The sequence below is a fragment of the Defluviimonas aquaemixtae genome (assembly GCF_900302475.1).
GTDB classification, from domain to species: Bacteria; Pseudomonadota; Alphaproteobacteria; order Rhodobacterales; family Rhodobacteraceae; genus Albidovulum; species Albidovulum aquaemixtae.
The window spans coordinates 1,881,809-1,896,807 of record NZ_OMOQ01000001.1 but is presented as its reverse complement, the minus strand read 5'-3'; the positions used below and the strand labels follow the sequence as shown (position 1 = coordinate 1,896,807).

Here is a 14,999-nt window from a genome sequence, read left to right as displayed (position 1 = left end):
ATTTCCACGTGGCCGGTCGCTACAGGCCGACGTAGGAACCGGCCACGCGGCACTTGTGTGGCCCGGCGCCGTGTCGGTTGCGACCCTGTCAACTCCCCTCGAAGAATTGCAGCACGTCGTCGAAGATCCGAGGTGCCGTCATAAACAGAAGATGCCCCTGTTGGGAATAGGCGTAGACCTTTCCGTTCCCAGCCTTGCGGGCAAGCGCGAGCGTCTGGCCGAGAGAGAATACGGGGTCCTCTCGTCCGACGTAAAAGCGCGTCCTTGTCTTCAGCCAGGGCGGCACATCGGTGAGCCGCCAGCGGCGCAGATCGCGGGAATGGGACTCGGACATCACGTTGTCGGGAACGACGATCTCGTCGCGCAGCGCCTCCACAATCTGCCGCGACCGGCGGGCAAGTTCGGGATCGGAAAGTCCCGTCCGGCCAAAGAGAAGGACGCGAAAATACTCCTCCCAGACTGCGTCGCGGTCGAGGCTTCCTGCGCGCGCTGCGGCCCCGATGATGTCGACGGTGGCGCGGATCAGGGTCGGCAAACCCCCGGCTTGCTCGGGCGCGGGCGCGATCGCCGCGGCGCGAAGGTCACGGCCTTCCAGGCGGCGGGCAGCCTCAATGACGACGGCGCCGCCCGTGGAGTATCCCAGCAGCCGGATCTTCTTGTCGGGATGCTGCTTCGCGAACGCCACGATGGTCTCGGCCGCCCCGTCGATGGTCAGGGCGTGGTCGAGCGGCAGGCCGTCCATGCCCGGAAACCGGTAGTGCACGATTGCATAGCCCGCGTCGCGCCATGCCTCGGTGGGTTCGAAGATGTCGGCCGATGCGAACGCGCCCGGCACCAGCATCGCGATCTTCGACGCCACGGCGACCTCGCGGCGGTCGTAAAGCAGGGGGTTTTCCGCGCCGCGTGTAGGCAGCGTGGCGGGGCTGCAGCCCGCGAGGCCCACGACGATTGCAAGCGTCAGGAGAGATCGAAGCACAACGGGCGCCCTGTCCGAAAGCTGGCCGTCACGTTCCCCCATCAAGCTTTCCGGTTCAAGGGCGCAGTGCCCCGTGCATCACGTCAGCGCCTTCATGGCGCGGCCAAGACCATCGATGGTCAGCGGGAACATGCACCCCTCGAACAGTTCGCGGATCATGCCAACCGATTGGGTGTATTGCCAGTGCCGTTCAGGCAGCGGGTTGAGCCATGTATTCGCGGGCCATTGGTCACGTGCGCGGGTCAACCAGACCTGCCCGGCCTCGGCGTTCCAGTGTTCGTTCGCGCCGCCGGGATAGGCAATTTCATAAGGCGACATCGAGGCATCGCCGACGAAGATCGCCTTGTAGTCGCCGCCATAGGTCCGAAGCACCTCCCAGGTCGGCGTCTGCCGGTCCCAGCGGCGGCGGTTGTCGCGCCAGACGCCCTCGTAGAGGCAGTTGTGGAAGTAGTAGTATTCGAGGTGCTTGAACTCCGCGCGGGCGGCGGAAAACAGCTCCTCGACGACCTTAACATGCGGGTCCATCGAGCCGCCCACATCGAGGAACAGAAGCACCTTCACCGCATTGTGCCGCTCGGGCCGGGTCTGGACGTCGAGATAGCCGTGCTCGGCCGTCGCGCGGATCGTGCCGGGCAGGTCGAGCTCCTCCGCCGCGCCCTCGCGCGCCCAGCGGCGCAGGCGCTTCAGCGCGACCTTGATGTTGCGCGTGCCGAGTTCCACTTGATCGTCTAGGTTCTTGAAATCGCGCCGATCCCACACCTTCACGGCGCGTTGGTGACGGCTTTCCTTCTGGCCGATACGAACGCCTTCGGGGTTGTAGCCATAGGCGCCGAAGGGCGAGGTCCCCCCGGTGCCAATCCATTTCGAGCCACCCTGATGGCGGCCCTTCTGTTCCTCGAGGCGCTGCCGCAGCGTCTCCATCAGCTTGTCGAACCCGCCGAGCGCCCTCACCTCGGCCATCTCTTCAGGCGTCAACGACCGCTCGAGCATTTTTTCCAGCCATTCGCGCGGCAGGTCGATCGCCTCAATCACCTGTTCGGGGGTGATCGTCTCGAGCCCCTTGAACGCCTCGGCGAAGGCCCGGTCGAACCGGTCGAGGTGGCGTTCGTCTTTCACCATCGCTGCGCGCGCGAGGTAATAGAAGCCGTCGACATCGTAGGTCACGAGGCCCGCCGCCATCCCTTCGAGGAAGCTGAGAAACTCGCGCATGGTGACCGGTACCCCGGTCTTGCGCAATGTCTCGAAGAAGGGCAGGAACATCGCTCTCAGGTCAGCCGGTAATAGAGGATCGTCGCGAAAAGGCCGAGGATCGCGAAGAAGATAGCATGCGTGGCGGCATATTGGATCTTGTCAAGTCGGTTGCCGCCGCGGCGCGCGGCGCGCCGCCAGCCAACGAACGCGCCGAGTATGATGGCTGCGACGAAGATCATGGATGCCCTGTTCTGCTGGCCGAAGAGAGGGCGGCGATGCCGAGAACACGCTCGACCACTTCGGCATCGGAGGCAAAGCCATAGCGGCCCCAGGCGAGGCTGTCGAGCCTGACCTGGCGTGCCTCGGAGGCGCGGCCGACGAGATCCAGCGCCTCGGCGCGGAGCATCAGTAGACTCGACAGAAGCGCCGCGTTTTCGGCGCCGGCCGCTTCGGGCAGGGCGCTTTCCGTTAGCGCCAGAACGTCCTCGGCTCGGCCCTCTGAAAGCGCGAATGCGGCCAATTGCATGTCCGCGTGAGCGGCCTGCAATGCCAGCCCGGCCCCGCGATGGTAAATCTTCGATGCCTGGGCGAAGGCTGCCTCGGCCTGCCGGGCGTCGTGGCCAAGTGACAGCCGGCCGAGCGCGAGCCATGCGAAGCCTGCCCGTGCGTCGCGCCAGCCGCGGGCAAGCGCGATATCGACTGCGCGTTTCGCCGCGGCGCGCCGGCGCGGAGCGAGCGTCCCGGGGCCGAGTGCGGTTTCGATCGCGTTGGCGTAGTCGCGCGGCGTCGGGTCGCTGGCGCGGCCACCCACTCCGATTCCGCGCGGGTTGAGCCGCGACAGGATGCCCGGCACGCGCGCCGCGACTTCCGATGCCGTCATCCCGCTCCTCAGTTCGGGGTCGTAGGTCACGCGCAGCATCAGCATGTCGAAGCCCGTCAGCACGGTATGGATGTTGTCGTCGTTGAAGACCGAATCGGACAGGCTGTAGAGGTCGTTCAGCGGTCCGAGCGCCTGGGCGAGTTCTTCATGCAGGCAATCGCGGATTTCCTGCGGGGCCGTGTCATTGGGGATGAAGATCGCGGCACGCTTGCGCACCGTCAGCGTCGCCCAGTCGAGCGTGTCTCGCCGGGCGCGGCGATAGTCCTCCCAGGACCCGACGCGAGGCGCGACGAAGCAGGCGGCGCGCGGCACGAACCGCTGCATAGAGGCCCGTGGCAGAAATTCCACCGTGATCTGCGGCACTTGCCCATTGTGTGCCAAGGCGATGTCGAGCCCCGCTTCGTTGCGCAACCGCGCAAGGAGGCGAGCGAGGTCGGTCGAGGCGGTCGGCGGGACCGTGCCCGCGAGACGCACGCGGACCGGGCCCTCGAACCGCGTCAATACGGGCAGTGGCCGTCCGCTTTCGAGCTGGAACGTGAGATCGACGAAATCTTGCGCCATCGCGGTATTGGACCGCCTAGGTATATCGGCCCTGGTTGCGGCGAAATTCTGCATCGGAGGCAGTTCCGGCAGCACCGCACGCGTCGCCTCGGGCGCGAGCTTGGGCCCGGAACACGCGCCAAGCAAGGCTGCAGCAAGGGATATGACCAGAAGCCGGCGGACCACGCGCTTAAACCCTTGCATATTTGATGAAAGGCGTCAGCGCGCCGATCCGATCATAAAGCCGACGTGCGGCCGCGTTGAAGTCCTGCGTGAGCCAGTAGACGGTCACCGCGCCATGGGCGTCCGCCGCCTCGTAGACCGCTTCGATCAGGGCGCGGCCAACGCCGCGTCCGCGCATCTCGGGTTCGGCGTAGAGATCCTGTAGATAGCAAGTCTCCGCGATTTCCCACCCTGTGCGGTGAAACAGGTAGTGCGCAAGCCCGACCGGTCGGCCGTCAACTTCCGCGACCAGCCCTCGGAACTCGCCGGGCCGACCGGAGAGCATGCGTTCGAACGCCGTCGCGTAGACCTCCTCGGGCCGCGTGGTCTTGTAGAATTCGAGGTAGGCGCGCCACATCCGCCGCCAATCGGCTTCGTCTCCGGGCCGAAGCGCGCGGATGGTGAGTTCCTCTGACTGGGCCATATGCCCTCCCTTGTCCGGACGTGCCCCCGGTTTCCTCTGCGGGCGGCCGCGCCTGCACGGCGCGGCCGGTCCGCGATCAGCCCCGGCCACGCGCCAGGAAGGCGAGGCGTTCGAAAAGCGCCACGTCTTGCTCGTTTTTCAGAAGTGCTCCGTGCAGCTTGGGCAACAGGCTGCGCGTATCGCGCGCCAGGTCTTTGGGCGCAAGATCCTCGGCCAGAATCAGCTTGAGCCAATCGAGCACTTCGGATGTGGAGGGCTTCTTCTTCAGCCCTGGTGTCTCGCGTATCTCGTAAAACTGCGTGAGAGCGGTCGCCAGAAGCGTCTCCTTGATGCCGGGATGGTGCACCTCGACGATGCGCTTCAACGTCTCGGCCTCCGGGAAGCGAATATAGTGGAAGAAGCAGCGGCGCAGGAAGGCGTCGGGTAGTTCTTTTTCGTTGTTGGATGTTATGACGATGATCGGACGGTGGCGCGCCCGAACTGTCTCGCCCGTCTCGTAGACATGGAATTCCATCCGATCGAGTTCCTGCAGCAGATCGTTCGGAAACTCGATATCCGCCTTGTCGATCTCGTCGATCAGGAGGACCACCTTCGCGTCGGCCTCGAAGGCCTGCCAGAGTTTACCCTTGCGGATGTAGTTCCTGACGTCATGCACCCGTTCGTCGCCGAGCTGGCTGTCGCGCAGCCGCGAGACCGCATCGTACTCGTAAAGCCCCTGCGCGGCCTTGGTCGTGGATTTCACATGCCATTCGACGATGGGCAGGCCAAGCGCGCTCGCGACCTGCCGTGCGAGCTCGGTCTTGCCGGTTCCAGGCTCTCCCTTCACGAGGAGAGGGCGTTCGAGCGTGACGGATGCGTTTACCGCGACCGTCAGGTCATCGGTCGCGACGTACTGTTCCGTTCCGTTGAATTTCACTCGATTTCCATGACTTTGCCTTGGTTGCTGGGCGAGACTCTTACCGGGGCCATCAATTTGCCGCAAGGCGGCTCTAGAGCTAGTGACAACCTCGGCGGCTTCGGTTATGGGAGCGCCCGAGGAGTGCCGGGTGAACATGAACGAACGAAAATCCAATTCCCACCGGCAGAAGGGAGCAGAGATGAAGCCAGAGGTCTTTCTTCCCGACGACTACCGTCCGGCCGAAGACGAGCCTTTCATGAACGAGCGTCAGCTTGAGTATTTTCGTCGCAAACTGACCGTCTGGAAGGAAGAACTGCTCGAGCAGTCGGCCGAGACCCTTGAAGGCCTCCAGGACAGCGCGCGCAACGTACCCGACATCGCCGACCGCGCGAGCGAGGAAACCGACAGGGCGCTGGAACTTCGAACTCGTGACCGCCAGCGCAAGCTGGTTGCCAAGATTGATTCCGCACTTCGCAGGATCGAGAGCGGCGAATACGGCTATTGTGAAATGACGGGCGAGCCGATTTCGCTCAAGCGGCTCGACGCGCGGCCGATCGCCACGATGACGCTTGAAGCGCAGGAAAGGCACGAGCGGCGCGAACGCGTCCATCGCGACGACTGATCCCCCGAAGGCGGGGTTCTTCTTGAATTCCGACGCCGGGGTCTGAAGACTCCGGTGTCTTTCTTTCAGCGGGGGCAATAAATGCTCGACGGGCGTAAGGTTACGGTGCTGGGCGCAGGCGTGTCTGGCCTGGCGGTTGCGCGTGCGCTCGCCTTGCGCGGCGCAGAAGTGACGATTCTCGAACAGGCGCCCGAGATCCGTGAAATCGGCGCCGGTATCCAGATTTCGCCGAACGGGGCGGCGGTAATCGCCGGGCTTGGGCTGGGCGACGCGTTCAATGTCACGAGCCAGCGTACCGAGGCGGTCGAACTCATCGACGGCGAGACAGGCGGGCAGGTGCTGCGACTCGATCTATTGCGCTACCGACCGCAGCAGCAGTTCAGATTCGTCCACAGATCGGACCTCATCGACGTTCTGGCTGAAGGTGCGCGAGCGGCCGGCGTGGCGATCCGGCTGCTTCAGAAGGTGGAGCAGGTGCATCTCGGTGCGCATCCGCCGCGGCTCGTCACAGCCCAGGGGGGCGAGTTCGAGGCGGATCTTCTGATCGGCGCTGATGGCTTGCATTCTAAGGTGTGCGAAGCACTGAACGGCGCGGTGGCACCGTTCTTCACGCATCATGTCGCCTGGCGCGCGACGCTTCCTGCGGAACCTGACATCGACCCGGTTGCGCAAGTCTACATGGGGCCGGGCCGGCATCTGGTGACATATCCACTTCGGGGCGGGCGGCTTCGAAATATCGTCGCGGTCGAGAAGCGGACCAAATGGGCCGAGGAAAGCTGGTCGCTGACGGATGACCCCCTGGCGCTGCGTATAGCGTTCGAGAACTTCGTGCCCGAAGTGCGCGGCTGGCTCGACCGCGTCGAACGGCCGAATCTCTGGGGGCTCTTTCGTCATCCGGTCGCTGCCCGCTGGCACGGAGAGGGTGCGGCGATCCTTGGCGACGCCGCGCATCCGACGCTGCCCTTCCTCGCGCAGGGGGCCAATATGGCGCTCGAGGACGCCTGGGTTCTGGCGCGCGAACTTGGGGCGAAACCAACTGACGCCGCCTTCACCGCGTATCAGTCTGCCCGCGCGAAACGCTCGAGGCGGATTGTCGATGCGGCGAACGCGAATGCGCGGAACTACCACCTGTCAGGACTCAGGCGCGATCTCGCGCATCTGGGGCTGAGGACGTTCGGACGGTTCGCCCCGGACCGCGTGATCGGACGGTTCGACTGGCTCTATGGCCACGACGTGACGGCGGAATAGGCCGAATAGGTGCCATCTCAGGCGTCGAGCGCGATCCAGACCGGAACGTGGTCGGATGGCTTGTCGCGGCCGCGCACCTCCTTGTCGATCCCAGCCTCCTGAAGAAGATCTGCGGCCTGAGGGCTCAGCAGCAGATGATCGATCCGGATGCCGTTGTTCTTCTGCCAGGCGCCCGCTTGGTAGTCCCAGAACGAATAGTGCCCTGAGCGCGGCTCGCGGGTTCGGAATGCTTCGGTATATCCGAGATGAAGGATGCGCCTGAACGCTGCCCGGCTTTCAGGCAAGAAAAGCGCATCATCCACCCAGGCCTCCGGCTTCGCCGCGTCCTCGGCCTGCGGGATGACGTTATAGTCGCCGGCCATCACAACCGGTATCTCGTCAAGCAACAGCGCTGCCGCGCGGTCCCTCATCCTGGCCATCCATGATAGCTTGTAGTCGTATTTTGGCCCCGGCGCGGGATTGCCGTTCGGCAGGTAGAGCCCACAGAGCCGGACCGCTGTCTTGCCGACCACCGTCGCTTCGATCCAGCGCGCCTGGTCATCCTTTTCACCGCCCGGCAGGCCGCGCTCGACATCCTCCAGGGGCAGCTTCGACAGGATCGCAACGCCATTAAAGCTCTTCTGCCCGTGCGTTTCGACGAAATAGCCGCGATCTTCGAACGAGTCGCGCGGGAACGCCTCGTCGACCGACTTGATTTCCTGCAGAAGCACCACGTCCGGCTCCGCCTCGTCGAGCCAGGCAGGCAAAGCCTCGGCCCGCGCTTTGATTCCGTTGATGTTGAATGTCGCGATCTTCATGGGACGCTCCTCTGCGCCCGTTGTATCGGCACGACGCCCGCGGCCTCAAGCGACATGTCGTCGGCGCGACACGTTCATACGGATCGAAACACTTCGCCGCTTCCTTGTCCTGTCCCGCGAACGCGGGATGGCCGAGCTCATGGACCCGACCGCCGGCCACAGGATTCGCGCCGGGAAGGACGGGCGAAAGCCGTCCGGCGGCAGGCCCCGCGCCGCCGGACCACGGCGGGCCCGTTCAGATCACCGTGAAGAACGCCCACATGCCCAGCACGTAGTGGCCGGGAATGTTGCCATAGAGGATGTGGCGCCCCGGATTCATCGGCAGTCTGAGCGCCCCCGCCTTGCCGTAATCGAGTTCGGCGACCTCGCCGAGATGGCCCGCCGCGTCCTCGTCGATCTTCATGACGCCTGGATCGTAGGCCATGGGCGTCTTCGCGTCCCTGACCGGAGAAACCACCATCTCGTGAATCATGACTTCCGAGTCGTTCGTCACCTCGAACGTGACGTCCCCTGCCGCGACGCTGTCGGGGGTGGCAGTGATGCCCATCGTGGCCATCCTGCCCATGTCCGCCATGCCAGGCATCGCCATGCCCATTCGCGGCAATTTGCCGAGCATGTCCATCGAGCTGCCGCCCTTATCCCAGAGCGAGACCTTCACCGTCGCGCTGGCCGCCCGGGCGGGCCGAAACCGCAGAAACGGTAGGCTCAGTGCGGCAAGGCCAACCGCACGGCGTCGTGTGATCTGCATCATTAATGCTCCATCGTGCCGCCGCGGGAGCCGCCGCGCGCCACGACGCTGCATCCGACCGGTTCGGGCGCCTTTGACGCAGATCAAGCCTCACCGAAATATGCGCGGCGGTGAGGCGCTGTGAACGAGGAACGCGATCAGATCGAGAACGACGTGCCGCAGCCGCAACTTGACGTCGCATTAGGGTTCTCCACCACGAACCGTGCGCCGATCAGTTCCTCGGTATAGTCGATCACCGCGTTTTGCAGGAACGGCAGCGAGACGCTGTCGACGAGCACCTTCTGCCCGTCACCTTCCAGTACCAGATCATCGGGTGCCGGGTCGTCAAGGCGGATATCGTACTGAAATCCAGAGCAGCCGCCGCCCTCGACCGCGACGCGTAGCGCCTTGACGTCGCCAGTGGCCGCGTTGATCTCGGCCAGCCGGGCGAACGCGCGCGGGGTCACTTTCGGCGGAAGCGTCAGCTCCATGTCGGAATTCCGTGTCAATTGACGTCTGTTCCCCATATATGTTCGCCGAAAAGACGCGACAAGAACAGGCCGTCATGACGCTTGCCCCCTATGCCTGTCACCCGGAGACGACCCGGGGCAGACAATTTCCCGAAACGGTGTCCACCTTCCGCTCGCCCTTCCAGCGCGACCGGGACCGGATCATCCACTCCTCGGCGTTTCGGCGGCTGAAGCACAAGACGCAGGTCTTCGTCGAGCACGAAGGCGACTACTATCGCACACGGCTCACCCACACGATCGAGGTCGCACAGGTCGCGCGCACGATCGCCGGGCATTTGGGTCTCAACACCGACCTTTCCGAGGCGGTGGCGCTCGCCCACGATCTCGGCCATCCGCCATTTGGCCATACCGGCGAGGATGCGTTGGCCGAGCTTATGGCGCCCCACGGTGGCTTCGACCACAATGCGCAGGCGATCCGTATCGTGACGAGGCTCGAACGGCATTACGCCGGTTTCGATGGGCTGAATCTCAGCTGGGAGACGCTCGAAGGCATCGCCAAGCACAACGGGCCGGTCACGGGCGATCTGCCTTACGCGCTGGCCGAGTTCAATGTCGAATACGACCTTGAACTCCACACCTATGCATCGGCCGAGGCGCAGGTTGCGGCTGTGGCCGATGACGTGGCCTACAACCATCACGACCTGCATGACGGCCTGCGCGCGGGGCTATTCACCGAGGACGATCTGATGGAGCTGCCCGTCACCGGCCCTGCCTTCGAAGAGGTCGACCGGCTTTATCCTGACCTCGACCCCTACCGCCGTCGCCACGAGGCACTCCGCCGAGTCTTCGGCGCGATGGTCGAGGACGTGATCGCGGTCGCCCAGACACGACTACAGACGTCGAATCCGCAGTCGCCGCAAGCAATTCGAGCGATGGACGGGCCGATCATCCGCTTCTCGAAGCCGCTCTACCAGAACCTCAAGGCGATCAAGTCGTTCCTCTTCCACCGCATGTACCGCGCGCCCTCCGTCGTTAAGGAGCGACAGCGCGTGACCGCGATGGTCAACGACCTCTTTCCGCTCTTCCTCGATGACCCGGCAAGCCTTCCGCCGGAATGGCGGGCCGACGTCGCCCGCGCGAAGAACAGGACCGATCTTGCCAGGGTCGTCCTCGACTACGTCGCCGGCATGACCGACCGCTTTGCGATTCAAGAGCACGAGCGCCTCTGCCAAGTCGGCCAGAATGACAGAGAGACCGGATGAGCGGAACGCCGATGGATGGCGGCGCGCCGCCGTCGGATAAGATCGCGGCCGCGCGCGCCGGCACCCCCAGGACCGGCCCGAAGGATTGACGCGGCACCGAGCCTCTGGCATGGCGGGCGCGTTCCGAAGGAAGACCCAGATGAACCTCTTTGCCGATATCCGCGCCCTCGTCATCGCGGAGCTGGAAGCGATGACCGCCGAGGGCGCGCTGCCGGCCGGTCTCGAAACGGCCAATGTCGCCGTGGAGCCGCCGCGCGACGCGGCGCATGGCGACATGGCGACGAATGCGGCGATGGTGCTCGCCAAGCCGGCAGGCCAGCCGCCGCGCGCCATCGCCGAGGCGCTCGCGCCAAGGCTCGCCTCTGATCCGCGCATCACAGGCGCGGAGGTCGCGGGGCCCGGCTTTCTCAATCTTCGCCTCGCACCCGAGGTTTGGCAGGGCGTGGTCGGTGCCGCGCTCGACGCCGGCCGCGATTTCGGCCGCTCCGACATGGGCCGCGACATCCGCGTGAACGTCGAGTTTGTCTCTGCAAACCCGACCGGGCCGATGCATGTCGGCCATACCCGGAACGCCGTTTTCGGCGACGCGCTGGCGTCGCTTCTCGCCTTCGCTGGCCACGATGTCACGCGCGAATACTACATCAATGACGCGGGCGCGCAGGTCGACGTGCTTGCGCGGTCGGCCTACGAGCGCTACCGCGAGGCGCACGGGCTCGATCCCGAGATCGCCGAGGGGCTCTATCCCGGCGACTACCTCATCCCCGTGGGGGAAGCGCTGAAGGAAAAGTTCGGTGACACGCTGATCGACAAGCCCGAGACCGAGTGGCTCGCGGACGTCCGAGAGTTCGCGACCGCCGAGATGATGAACATGATCCGGGCGGATCTTGCGCTTCTCGGCATCAGGATGGATGTCTTCTCCTCGGAAAAGGCAATCGCCGCCTCGGGCCGGATCGAGGAGGCGATCGACACGCTGCGCCGCATGAGTCTTATCTACGAGGGCACGCTCGAGCCCCCGAAGGGCAAGCTGCCCGAGGACTGGGAAGAGCGCGAGCAGACGCTCTTCCGCTCGACCTCACATGGCGACGACGTGGACCGGCCCGTGCAGAAGTCGGATGGTAGCTGGACCTATTTCGCACCCGACATCGCCTATCATTGGGACAAGGTGGGCCGCGGCTTCGACGTCCTGATCGACGTCCTCGGCGCCGATCACGGGGGCTACGTGAAGAGGCTTAAGGCCGTCGTCTCTGCCCTCTCGAACGGGCGCGTGGAGTTGGATGCGAAGCTCATCCAACTCGTCAAGCTCTTCAAAAATGGCGAGCCGTTCAAGATGTCGAAGCGCGCGGGCACCTTCGTCACGCTCCGCGACGTCGTGGACCAGGCGGGCCCCGACGTGACCCGCTTCGTCATGCTCACCCGCAAGAACGACGCTGCGCTCGATTTCGACTTCGACAAGGTATTGGAGCAGTCGAAGGACAACCCCGTCTGGTACGTGCAGTACGCCCATGCCCGCCACCGTTCGGTCCTGCGCAAGGCGGCCGAGGCGGGGATCGCCGCCGACGACAAGACGCTCCGCGGCGCCGATCTCGCGAAGCTCTCGCACGAGGCCGAGATTGGTCTCGCGAAGAAGATCGCGGAATGGCCGCGCCTCGTGGAGATCGCGGCGCGCGGGCATGAACCGCATCGCGTCGCCTTCTATCTCTATGAACTCGCCTCGGAGTTCCACGCGCTCTGGAACAGGGGCAATGACGACCCCGCGCTGCGGTTTCTGCAGGAGGGCGACGCGGACACGAGCCAGGCCAAAATCGCGCTCGTTCGGGCCACGGGCGTTGTTATTTCCGCCGGCCTTGGTATCCTTGGCGTGACCCCTGTGGAAGAGATGCGCTGATAAAGGCGCCGCCCGGGGGAGCGAAGCAGGCAAGACGAGTGCGGCCCCGGTGTCGGGGGGCGCTGTCGTGAGCGAGGCAGAGCATGGCGGATGCGAAGTACGACGACTACGGCGGCTATGGGCCGTATGGTAGTGTGGCCGATCGCGGCGCGCGCGGTGGCGGCTTTCAGAAATGGGTCAATGGTGCCGGCGCGCTGACGTCGGTGGCGCTGATCGTGGGGCTCGGGGTCTGGACCTACAACCTCGCGATCCGCGACGTGCGCGGCATTCCGGTGATCCGCGCGCTTGAAGGGCCGGCGCGGGTCGCGCCGGATAATCCCGGCGGTGAGCTTGCGATGCATCAGGGCATGGCGGTGAATGAAGTTGCCGCCGCAGGAACGGCGGGCGAGGCGGCCGATCAGCTCACGCTCGCGCCGACACCCGGAGCGCTGGCTGAGGAAGATCAACCCATGGGCAGTCTGGAGGCCGTCGCCGAGGAGACGCCTGAGTCCGCTCCGTCCGCGATCCCGGCCTCAGCCGATCCTGCCGGTGATCCATTGACGCCCATGACCGCCGATATCAGGCCCGGCGAACCGCTGCCCGACGGTCCGGTCGAGCCGGTGATTGCTCCGCCCGAGGCCGGCGCCTTCGTCGCGCCGGATGTAATCGCGACCGACATACCGGGTGTCTCACGCTCGCTGCGTCCGCTGACGCGGCCCGCGACCGGGGCGGAGGACGGCTACGACGCGATGGCCGAGGCCGCCGCGGCCGCCGTCGCCGCAGCGCTGGCAGAGCCGGTTCTTGATGTTTCACCCGATGCGCTTGGCCAAGGGACCCGCCTCGTCCAGATCGGTGCCTATCCAGATGAGGCCGAGGCTCGGCTGGAATGGGACAAGGTCGCGGCCCGGTTCGGCGGCCTCATGGAGGGCAAGCGGCGGGTCATCGAGCCGGCGACCACCAATGGCGAGACCTTCTACCGGCTGCGCGTCGAGGGCTTTTCCGATCTGGAGGACGCGCGCAGGTTCTGCGCCGCGCTCAAGGCCGAAAACACTGAATGCGTACCCGCCATGGTGCGCTGATGGCAACGCGGCCCACAGCGGCGATAGTCGGCATCGGCGGTCTCACGCTTTCCACTGACGAAGCCGCGTTTTTCCAGGCGGCCGATCCTTGGGGCTTCATCCTGTTCGCGCGAAACGTCGAGACGCCCGAACAGCTTCGCGGTCTCACGAGCGCATTGCGCGATGCCGTCGGCCGCGACGCCCCGGTTCTCGTCGATCAGGAAGGCGGGCGCGTCCAACGCCTGCGTGCCCCGCATTGGCGCGAGTGGCTTCCGCCGCTCGATCAGGTGACGCGGGCCGGGGTAGGGGCCGAGCGCAGCCTTTGGCTTCGCCATCGGCTGATAGCGGAGGAGTTGCGCGCCGTGGGCATCGACACGAACTGCGTGCCGACCGCCGACATCGCCTGCGCCGAGACCCATCACTTCCTGCGGAACCGCTGTCTTGGCGAGGATGCGGCCACGGTCGCACGGAACGCCCGCGCGGTCGCCGAGGGCACGCTCGCGGGCGGCGTCCTGCCGGTGATGAAGCACATGCCCGGCCACGGTCGGGCGGTCGCCGACAGTCATCACGACCTGCCGGAAATCGCCGCCGGAAGGTCCGAACTCGCCGCGAGCGATTTCGCGCCTTTCCGGGCCCTCGCCGATCTGCCGCTGGGCATGACCGCCCATATCCGCGCGCCTACCTATGGCGACGAACCGGCCACGCTCAATCCCGCAATCATCGGGGCGATACGAACTGAGATCGGGTTCCGGGGCCTTCTGATGACCGACGACATCTCGATGGAAGCGCTTTCCGGCGGCCCCGGCGAACGGGCGGTCCGGGCAATCGCGGCTGGCTGCGACATCGTCCTCCACTGCAACGGCGAGATGGCCGAGATGGAGCAGGTCGCCGCCGCCGCCGGACCGCTGAGTGATGCCGCGCATGGCCGGGCCGAGGCGGCGCTCGCCTGCCGCCGCGACCCCGATCCTGTTGACACCGCACTTCTGGAAGCCGAACTTGAGGCGCTTCTGAAGGGACAGGTCCATGTCTGAACCGCCGCAGTTCGAGGAAGATACCCAGTCCGTCAGTGATCGGCTCGCCGCCGAGGCGCTGATCGTCGATGTCGAAGGTTTCGAAGGGCCACTCGACATCCTTCTCATGCTGTCGCGAACCCAGAAGGTTGATCTGCGCAAGATTTCCGTCCTGAAGCTTGCTGAGCAGTACCTTGAATTCGTGAACAAGGTCAAGGTTTTACGCATCGAACTTGCGGCAGACTATCTGGTGATGGCTGCTTGGCTTGCCTTCCTGAAGTCACGACTTCTCCTGCCGCCCGATCCTGCAGACGAAGGCCCGTCGGGCGAGGAGCTGGCGGCGCATCTCGCGTTCCAGCTCGAGCGGCTTCAGGCGATGCGCGACGTCGCCGCGCGCCTCATGGGGCGCGACCAGATGGGACGCGACTTCTTCGTGCGCGGCATTCCCGAGGACGTGACGCGGCTTAGGAAGATTACTTACACGGCAACCCTCCTTGACCTCATGCAGGCCTATTCCCGCATCCGCACGCGTGACGAATTCCGTCCCTACGCGATGGAGCGCGACCACGTCTTCACCATGGAACAGGCACTCGAACGGATGCGCGGGCTGATCGGCTTTGCCGGCGACTGGACGGACATCTCGGCGTATCTGCCCGAAGGGTGGACCGCCGATCCGGCGCGCCGCCGCTCGGCCACTGCCGCGACGTTTGCGGCCTCGCTCGAGCTAGCCAAACAGGGACGGATCGAGATAAGGCAGGCCGAGACCTTCGCCCCCATTGCGATCAAGCGGAAAGAGTCGTGAGCGAACAG

General features: G+C 65.3%; 16 protein-coding genes. 7 read left to right on the top strand and 9 right to left on the bottom strand.

The window, feature by feature from the left end; all coding sequences use genetic code 11:
- Positions 1-88 precede the first annotated feature (88 nt).
- The 6 genes from DEA8626_RS09260 to DEA8626_RS09240 all read right to left on the bottom strand — a co-directional run bounded on the left by DEA8626_RS09260 (position 89) and on the right by DEA8626_RS09240 (position 5,149).
- Positions 89-1,018 carry an alpha/beta fold hydrolase gene (locus tag DEA8626_RS09260; protein ID WP_108852678.1) on the bottom strand — a complete coding sequence of 310 codons (930 nt, stop codon included), beginning with the start codon at positions 1,016-1,018 and terminating at the stop codon, positions 89-91.
- 36 nt (positions 1,019-1,054) lie between these two features.
- On the bottom strand, positions 1,055-2,236 hold the full coding sequence (locus tag DEA8626_RS09255) for a vWA domain-containing protein (protein WP_108852677.1): 1,182 nt from the start codon (positions 2,234-2,236) through the stop codon (positions 1,055-1,057).
- A 5-nt stretch (positions 2,237-2,241) separates the two neighbouring features.
- On the bottom strand, positions 2,242-2,406 hold the full coding sequence (locus tag DEA8626_RS21050) for a hypothetical protein (protein ID WP_181366400.1): 165 nt from the start codon (positions 2,404-2,406) through the stop codon (positions 2,242-2,244).
- Positions 2,403-3,791, bottom strand: coding sequence for a DUF2927 domain-containing protein (locus DEA8626_RS09250; RefSeq protein WP_181366399.1), 1,389 nt, complete (start codon positions 3,789-3,791; stop codon positions 2,403-2,405). Before DEA8626_RS09250 ends, DEA8626_RS21050 begins: the two co-directional genes overlap by 4 nt.
- Complete coding sequence (locus DEA8626_RS09245; protein ID WP_108852675.1) at positions 3,778-4,233, bottom strand: GNAT family N-acetyltransferase; 456 nt, start codon at positions 4,231-4,233, stop codon at positions 3,778-3,780. The genes DEA8626_RS09250 and DEA8626_RS09245 overlap by 14 nt, the downstream gene beginning before the upstream one ends.
- A gap of 76 nt (positions 4,234-4,309) precedes the next feature.
- Positions 4,310-5,149: an AAA family ATPase gene (locus DEA8626_RS09240; RefSeq protein ID WP_108852674.1), complete on the bottom strand. Its 840-nt coding sequence runs from the start codon at positions 5,147-5,149 to the stop codon at positions 4,310-4,312.
- 181 nt (positions 5,150-5,330) lie between these two features.
- Here DEA8626_RS09240 and dksA point away from each other — a divergent pair, with 181 nt between their 5' ends.
- Together dksA and DEA8626_RS09230 are read left to right on the top strand one after the other, a co-directional pair.
- Positions 5,331-5,753 carry an RNA polymerase-binding protein DksA gene (gene dksA, locus DEA8626_RS09235; protein WP_108852673.1) on the top strand — a complete coding sequence of 141 codons (423 nt, stop codon included), beginning with the start codon at positions 5,331-5,333 and terminating at the stop codon, positions 5,751-5,753.
- 81 nt (positions 5,754-5,834) lie between these two features.
- Entirely contained in the window at positions 5,835-7,001 is a 1,167-nt protein-coding gene (locus DEA8626_RS09230) for an FAD-dependent monooxygenase (protein WP_108852672.1), read from the top strand.
- Positions 7,002-7,018: 17 nt separating this feature from the next.
- Here the strand turns inward: DEA8626_RS09230 and xth are convergent, their stop codons facing one another.
- The 3 genes from xth to DEA8626_RS09215 all read right to left on the bottom strand — a co-directional run bounded on the left by xth (position 7,019) and on the right by DEA8626_RS09215 (position 9,010).
- Entirely contained in the window at positions 7,019-7,798 is a 780-nt protein-coding gene (gene xth / locus DEA8626_RS09225) for an exodeoxyribonuclease III (RefSeq protein WP_108852671.1), read from the bottom strand.
- Between the two features lie 235 nt (positions 7,799-8,033).
- Complete coding sequence (locus DEA8626_RS09220) at positions 8,034-8,546, bottom strand: hypothetical protein (RefSeq protein WP_146188853.1); 513 nt, start codon at positions 8,544-8,546, stop codon at positions 8,034-8,036.
- 137 nt (positions 8,547-8,683) lie between these two features.
- The gene (locus tag DEA8626_RS09215) at positions 8,684-9,010 is read right to left on the bottom strand and encodes a HesB/IscA family protein (RefSeq protein ID WP_108853402.1); all 327 of its coding nucleotides are present in this window, start codon (positions 9,008-9,010) and stop codon (positions 8,684-8,686) included.
- An 80-nt stretch (positions 9,011-9,090) separates the two neighbouring features.
- Here DEA8626_RS09215 and DEA8626_RS09210 point away from each other — a divergent pair, with 80 nt between their 5' ends.
- From DEA8626_RS09210 to DEA8626_RS09190, 5 genes are all read left to right on the top strand, one after another.
- The gene (locus tag DEA8626_RS09210) at positions 9,091-10,257 is read left to right on the top strand and encodes a deoxyguanosinetriphosphate triphosphohydrolase (protein ID WP_108853401.1); all 1,167 of its coding nucleotides are present in this window, start codon (positions 9,091-9,093) and stop codon (positions 10,255-10,257) included.
- 139 nt (positions 10,258-10,396) lie between these two features.
- Positions 10,397-12,142: an arginine--tRNA ligase gene (gene argS, locus DEA8626_RS09205; protein ID WP_108852669.1), complete on the top strand. Its 1,746-nt coding sequence runs from the start codon at positions 10,397-10,399 to the stop codon at positions 12,140-12,142.
- Positions 12,143-12,225: 83 nt separating this feature from the next.
- Positions 12,226-13,200, top strand: coding sequence for an SPOR domain-containing protein (locus tag DEA8626_RS09200; RefSeq protein ID WP_108852668.1), 975 nt, complete (start codon positions 12,226-12,228; stop codon positions 13,198-13,200).
- A complete protein-coding gene (locus tag DEA8626_RS09195) occupies positions 13,176-14,210 on the top strand; it encodes a glycoside hydrolase family 3 N-terminal domain-containing protein (RefSeq protein WP_245890813.1) in 1,035 nt (344 codons plus the stop codon). The genes DEA8626_RS09200 and DEA8626_RS09195 overlap by 25 nt, the downstream gene beginning before the upstream one ends.
- Complete coding sequence (locus tag DEA8626_RS09190) at positions 14,203-14,991, top strand: segregation and condensation protein A (RefSeq protein WP_108852667.1); 789 nt, start codon at positions 14,203-14,205, stop codon at positions 14,989-14,991. The genes DEA8626_RS09195 and DEA8626_RS09190 overlap by 8 nt, the downstream gene beginning before the upstream one ends.
- Positions 14,992-14,999: the final 8 nt, after the last annotated feature.

Excerpts from the sequence above, each read along its gene's own strand:
- DEA8626_RS09260 (WP_108852678.1), bottom strand. The coding sequence starts at position 1,018 with ATGGGGGAACGTGACGGCCAGCTTTCGGACAGGGCGCCCGTTGTGCTT.
- DEA8626_RS09255 (WP_108852677.1), bottom strand. The coding sequence starts at position 2,236 with ATGTTCCTGCCCTTCTTCGAGACATTGCGCAAGACCGGGGTACCGGTC.
- DEA8626_RS21050 (WP_181366400.1), bottom strand. The coding sequence starts at position 2,406 with ATGATCTTCGTCGCAGCCATCATACTCGGCGCGTTCGTTGGCTGGCGG.
- DEA8626_RS09250 (WP_181366399.1), bottom strand. The coding sequence starts at position 3,791 with ATGCAAGGGTTTAAGCGCGTGGTCCGCCGGCTTCTGGTCATATCCCTT.
- DEA8626_RS09245 (WP_108852675.1), bottom strand. The coding sequence starts at position 4,233 with ATGGCCCAGTCAGAGGAACTCACCATCCGCGCGCTTCGGCCCGGAGAC.
- dksA (WP_108852673.1), top strand. The coding sequence starts at position 5,331 with ATGAAGCCAGAGGTCTTTCTTCCCGACGACTACCGTCCGGCCGAAGAC.
- DEA8626_RS09230 (WP_108852672.1), top strand. The coding sequence starts at position 5,835 with ATGCTCGACGGGCGTAAGGTTACGGTGCTGGGCGCAGGCGTGTCTGGC.
- xth (WP_108852671.1), bottom strand. The coding sequence starts at position 7,798 with ATGAAGATCGCGACATTCAACATCAACGGAATCAAAGCGCGGGCCGAG.
- DEA8626_RS09220 (WP_146188853.1), bottom strand. The coding sequence starts at position 8,546 with ATGCAGATCACACGACGCCGTGCGGTTGGCCTTGCCGCACTGAGCCTA.
- DEA8626_RS09210 (WP_108853401.1), top strand. The coding sequence starts at position 9,091 with ATGACGCTTGCCCCCTATGCCTGTCACCCGGAGACGACCCGGGGCAGA.
- argS (WP_108852669.1), top strand. The coding sequence starts at position 10,397 with ATGAACCTCTTTGCCGATATCCGCGCCCTCGTCATCGCGGAGCTGGAA.
- DEA8626_RS09200 (WP_108852668.1), top strand. The coding sequence starts at position 12,226 with ATGGCGGATGCGAAGTACGACGACTACGGCGGCTATGGGCCGTATGGT.
- DEA8626_RS09195 (WP_245890813.1), top strand. The coding sequence starts at position 13,176 with ATGCGTACCCGCCATGGTGCGCTGATGGCAACGCGGCCCACAGCGGCG.
- DEA8626_RS09190 (WP_108852667.1), top strand. The coding sequence starts at position 14,203 with ATGTCTGAACCGCCGCAGTTCGAGGAAGATACCCAGTCCGTCAGTGAT.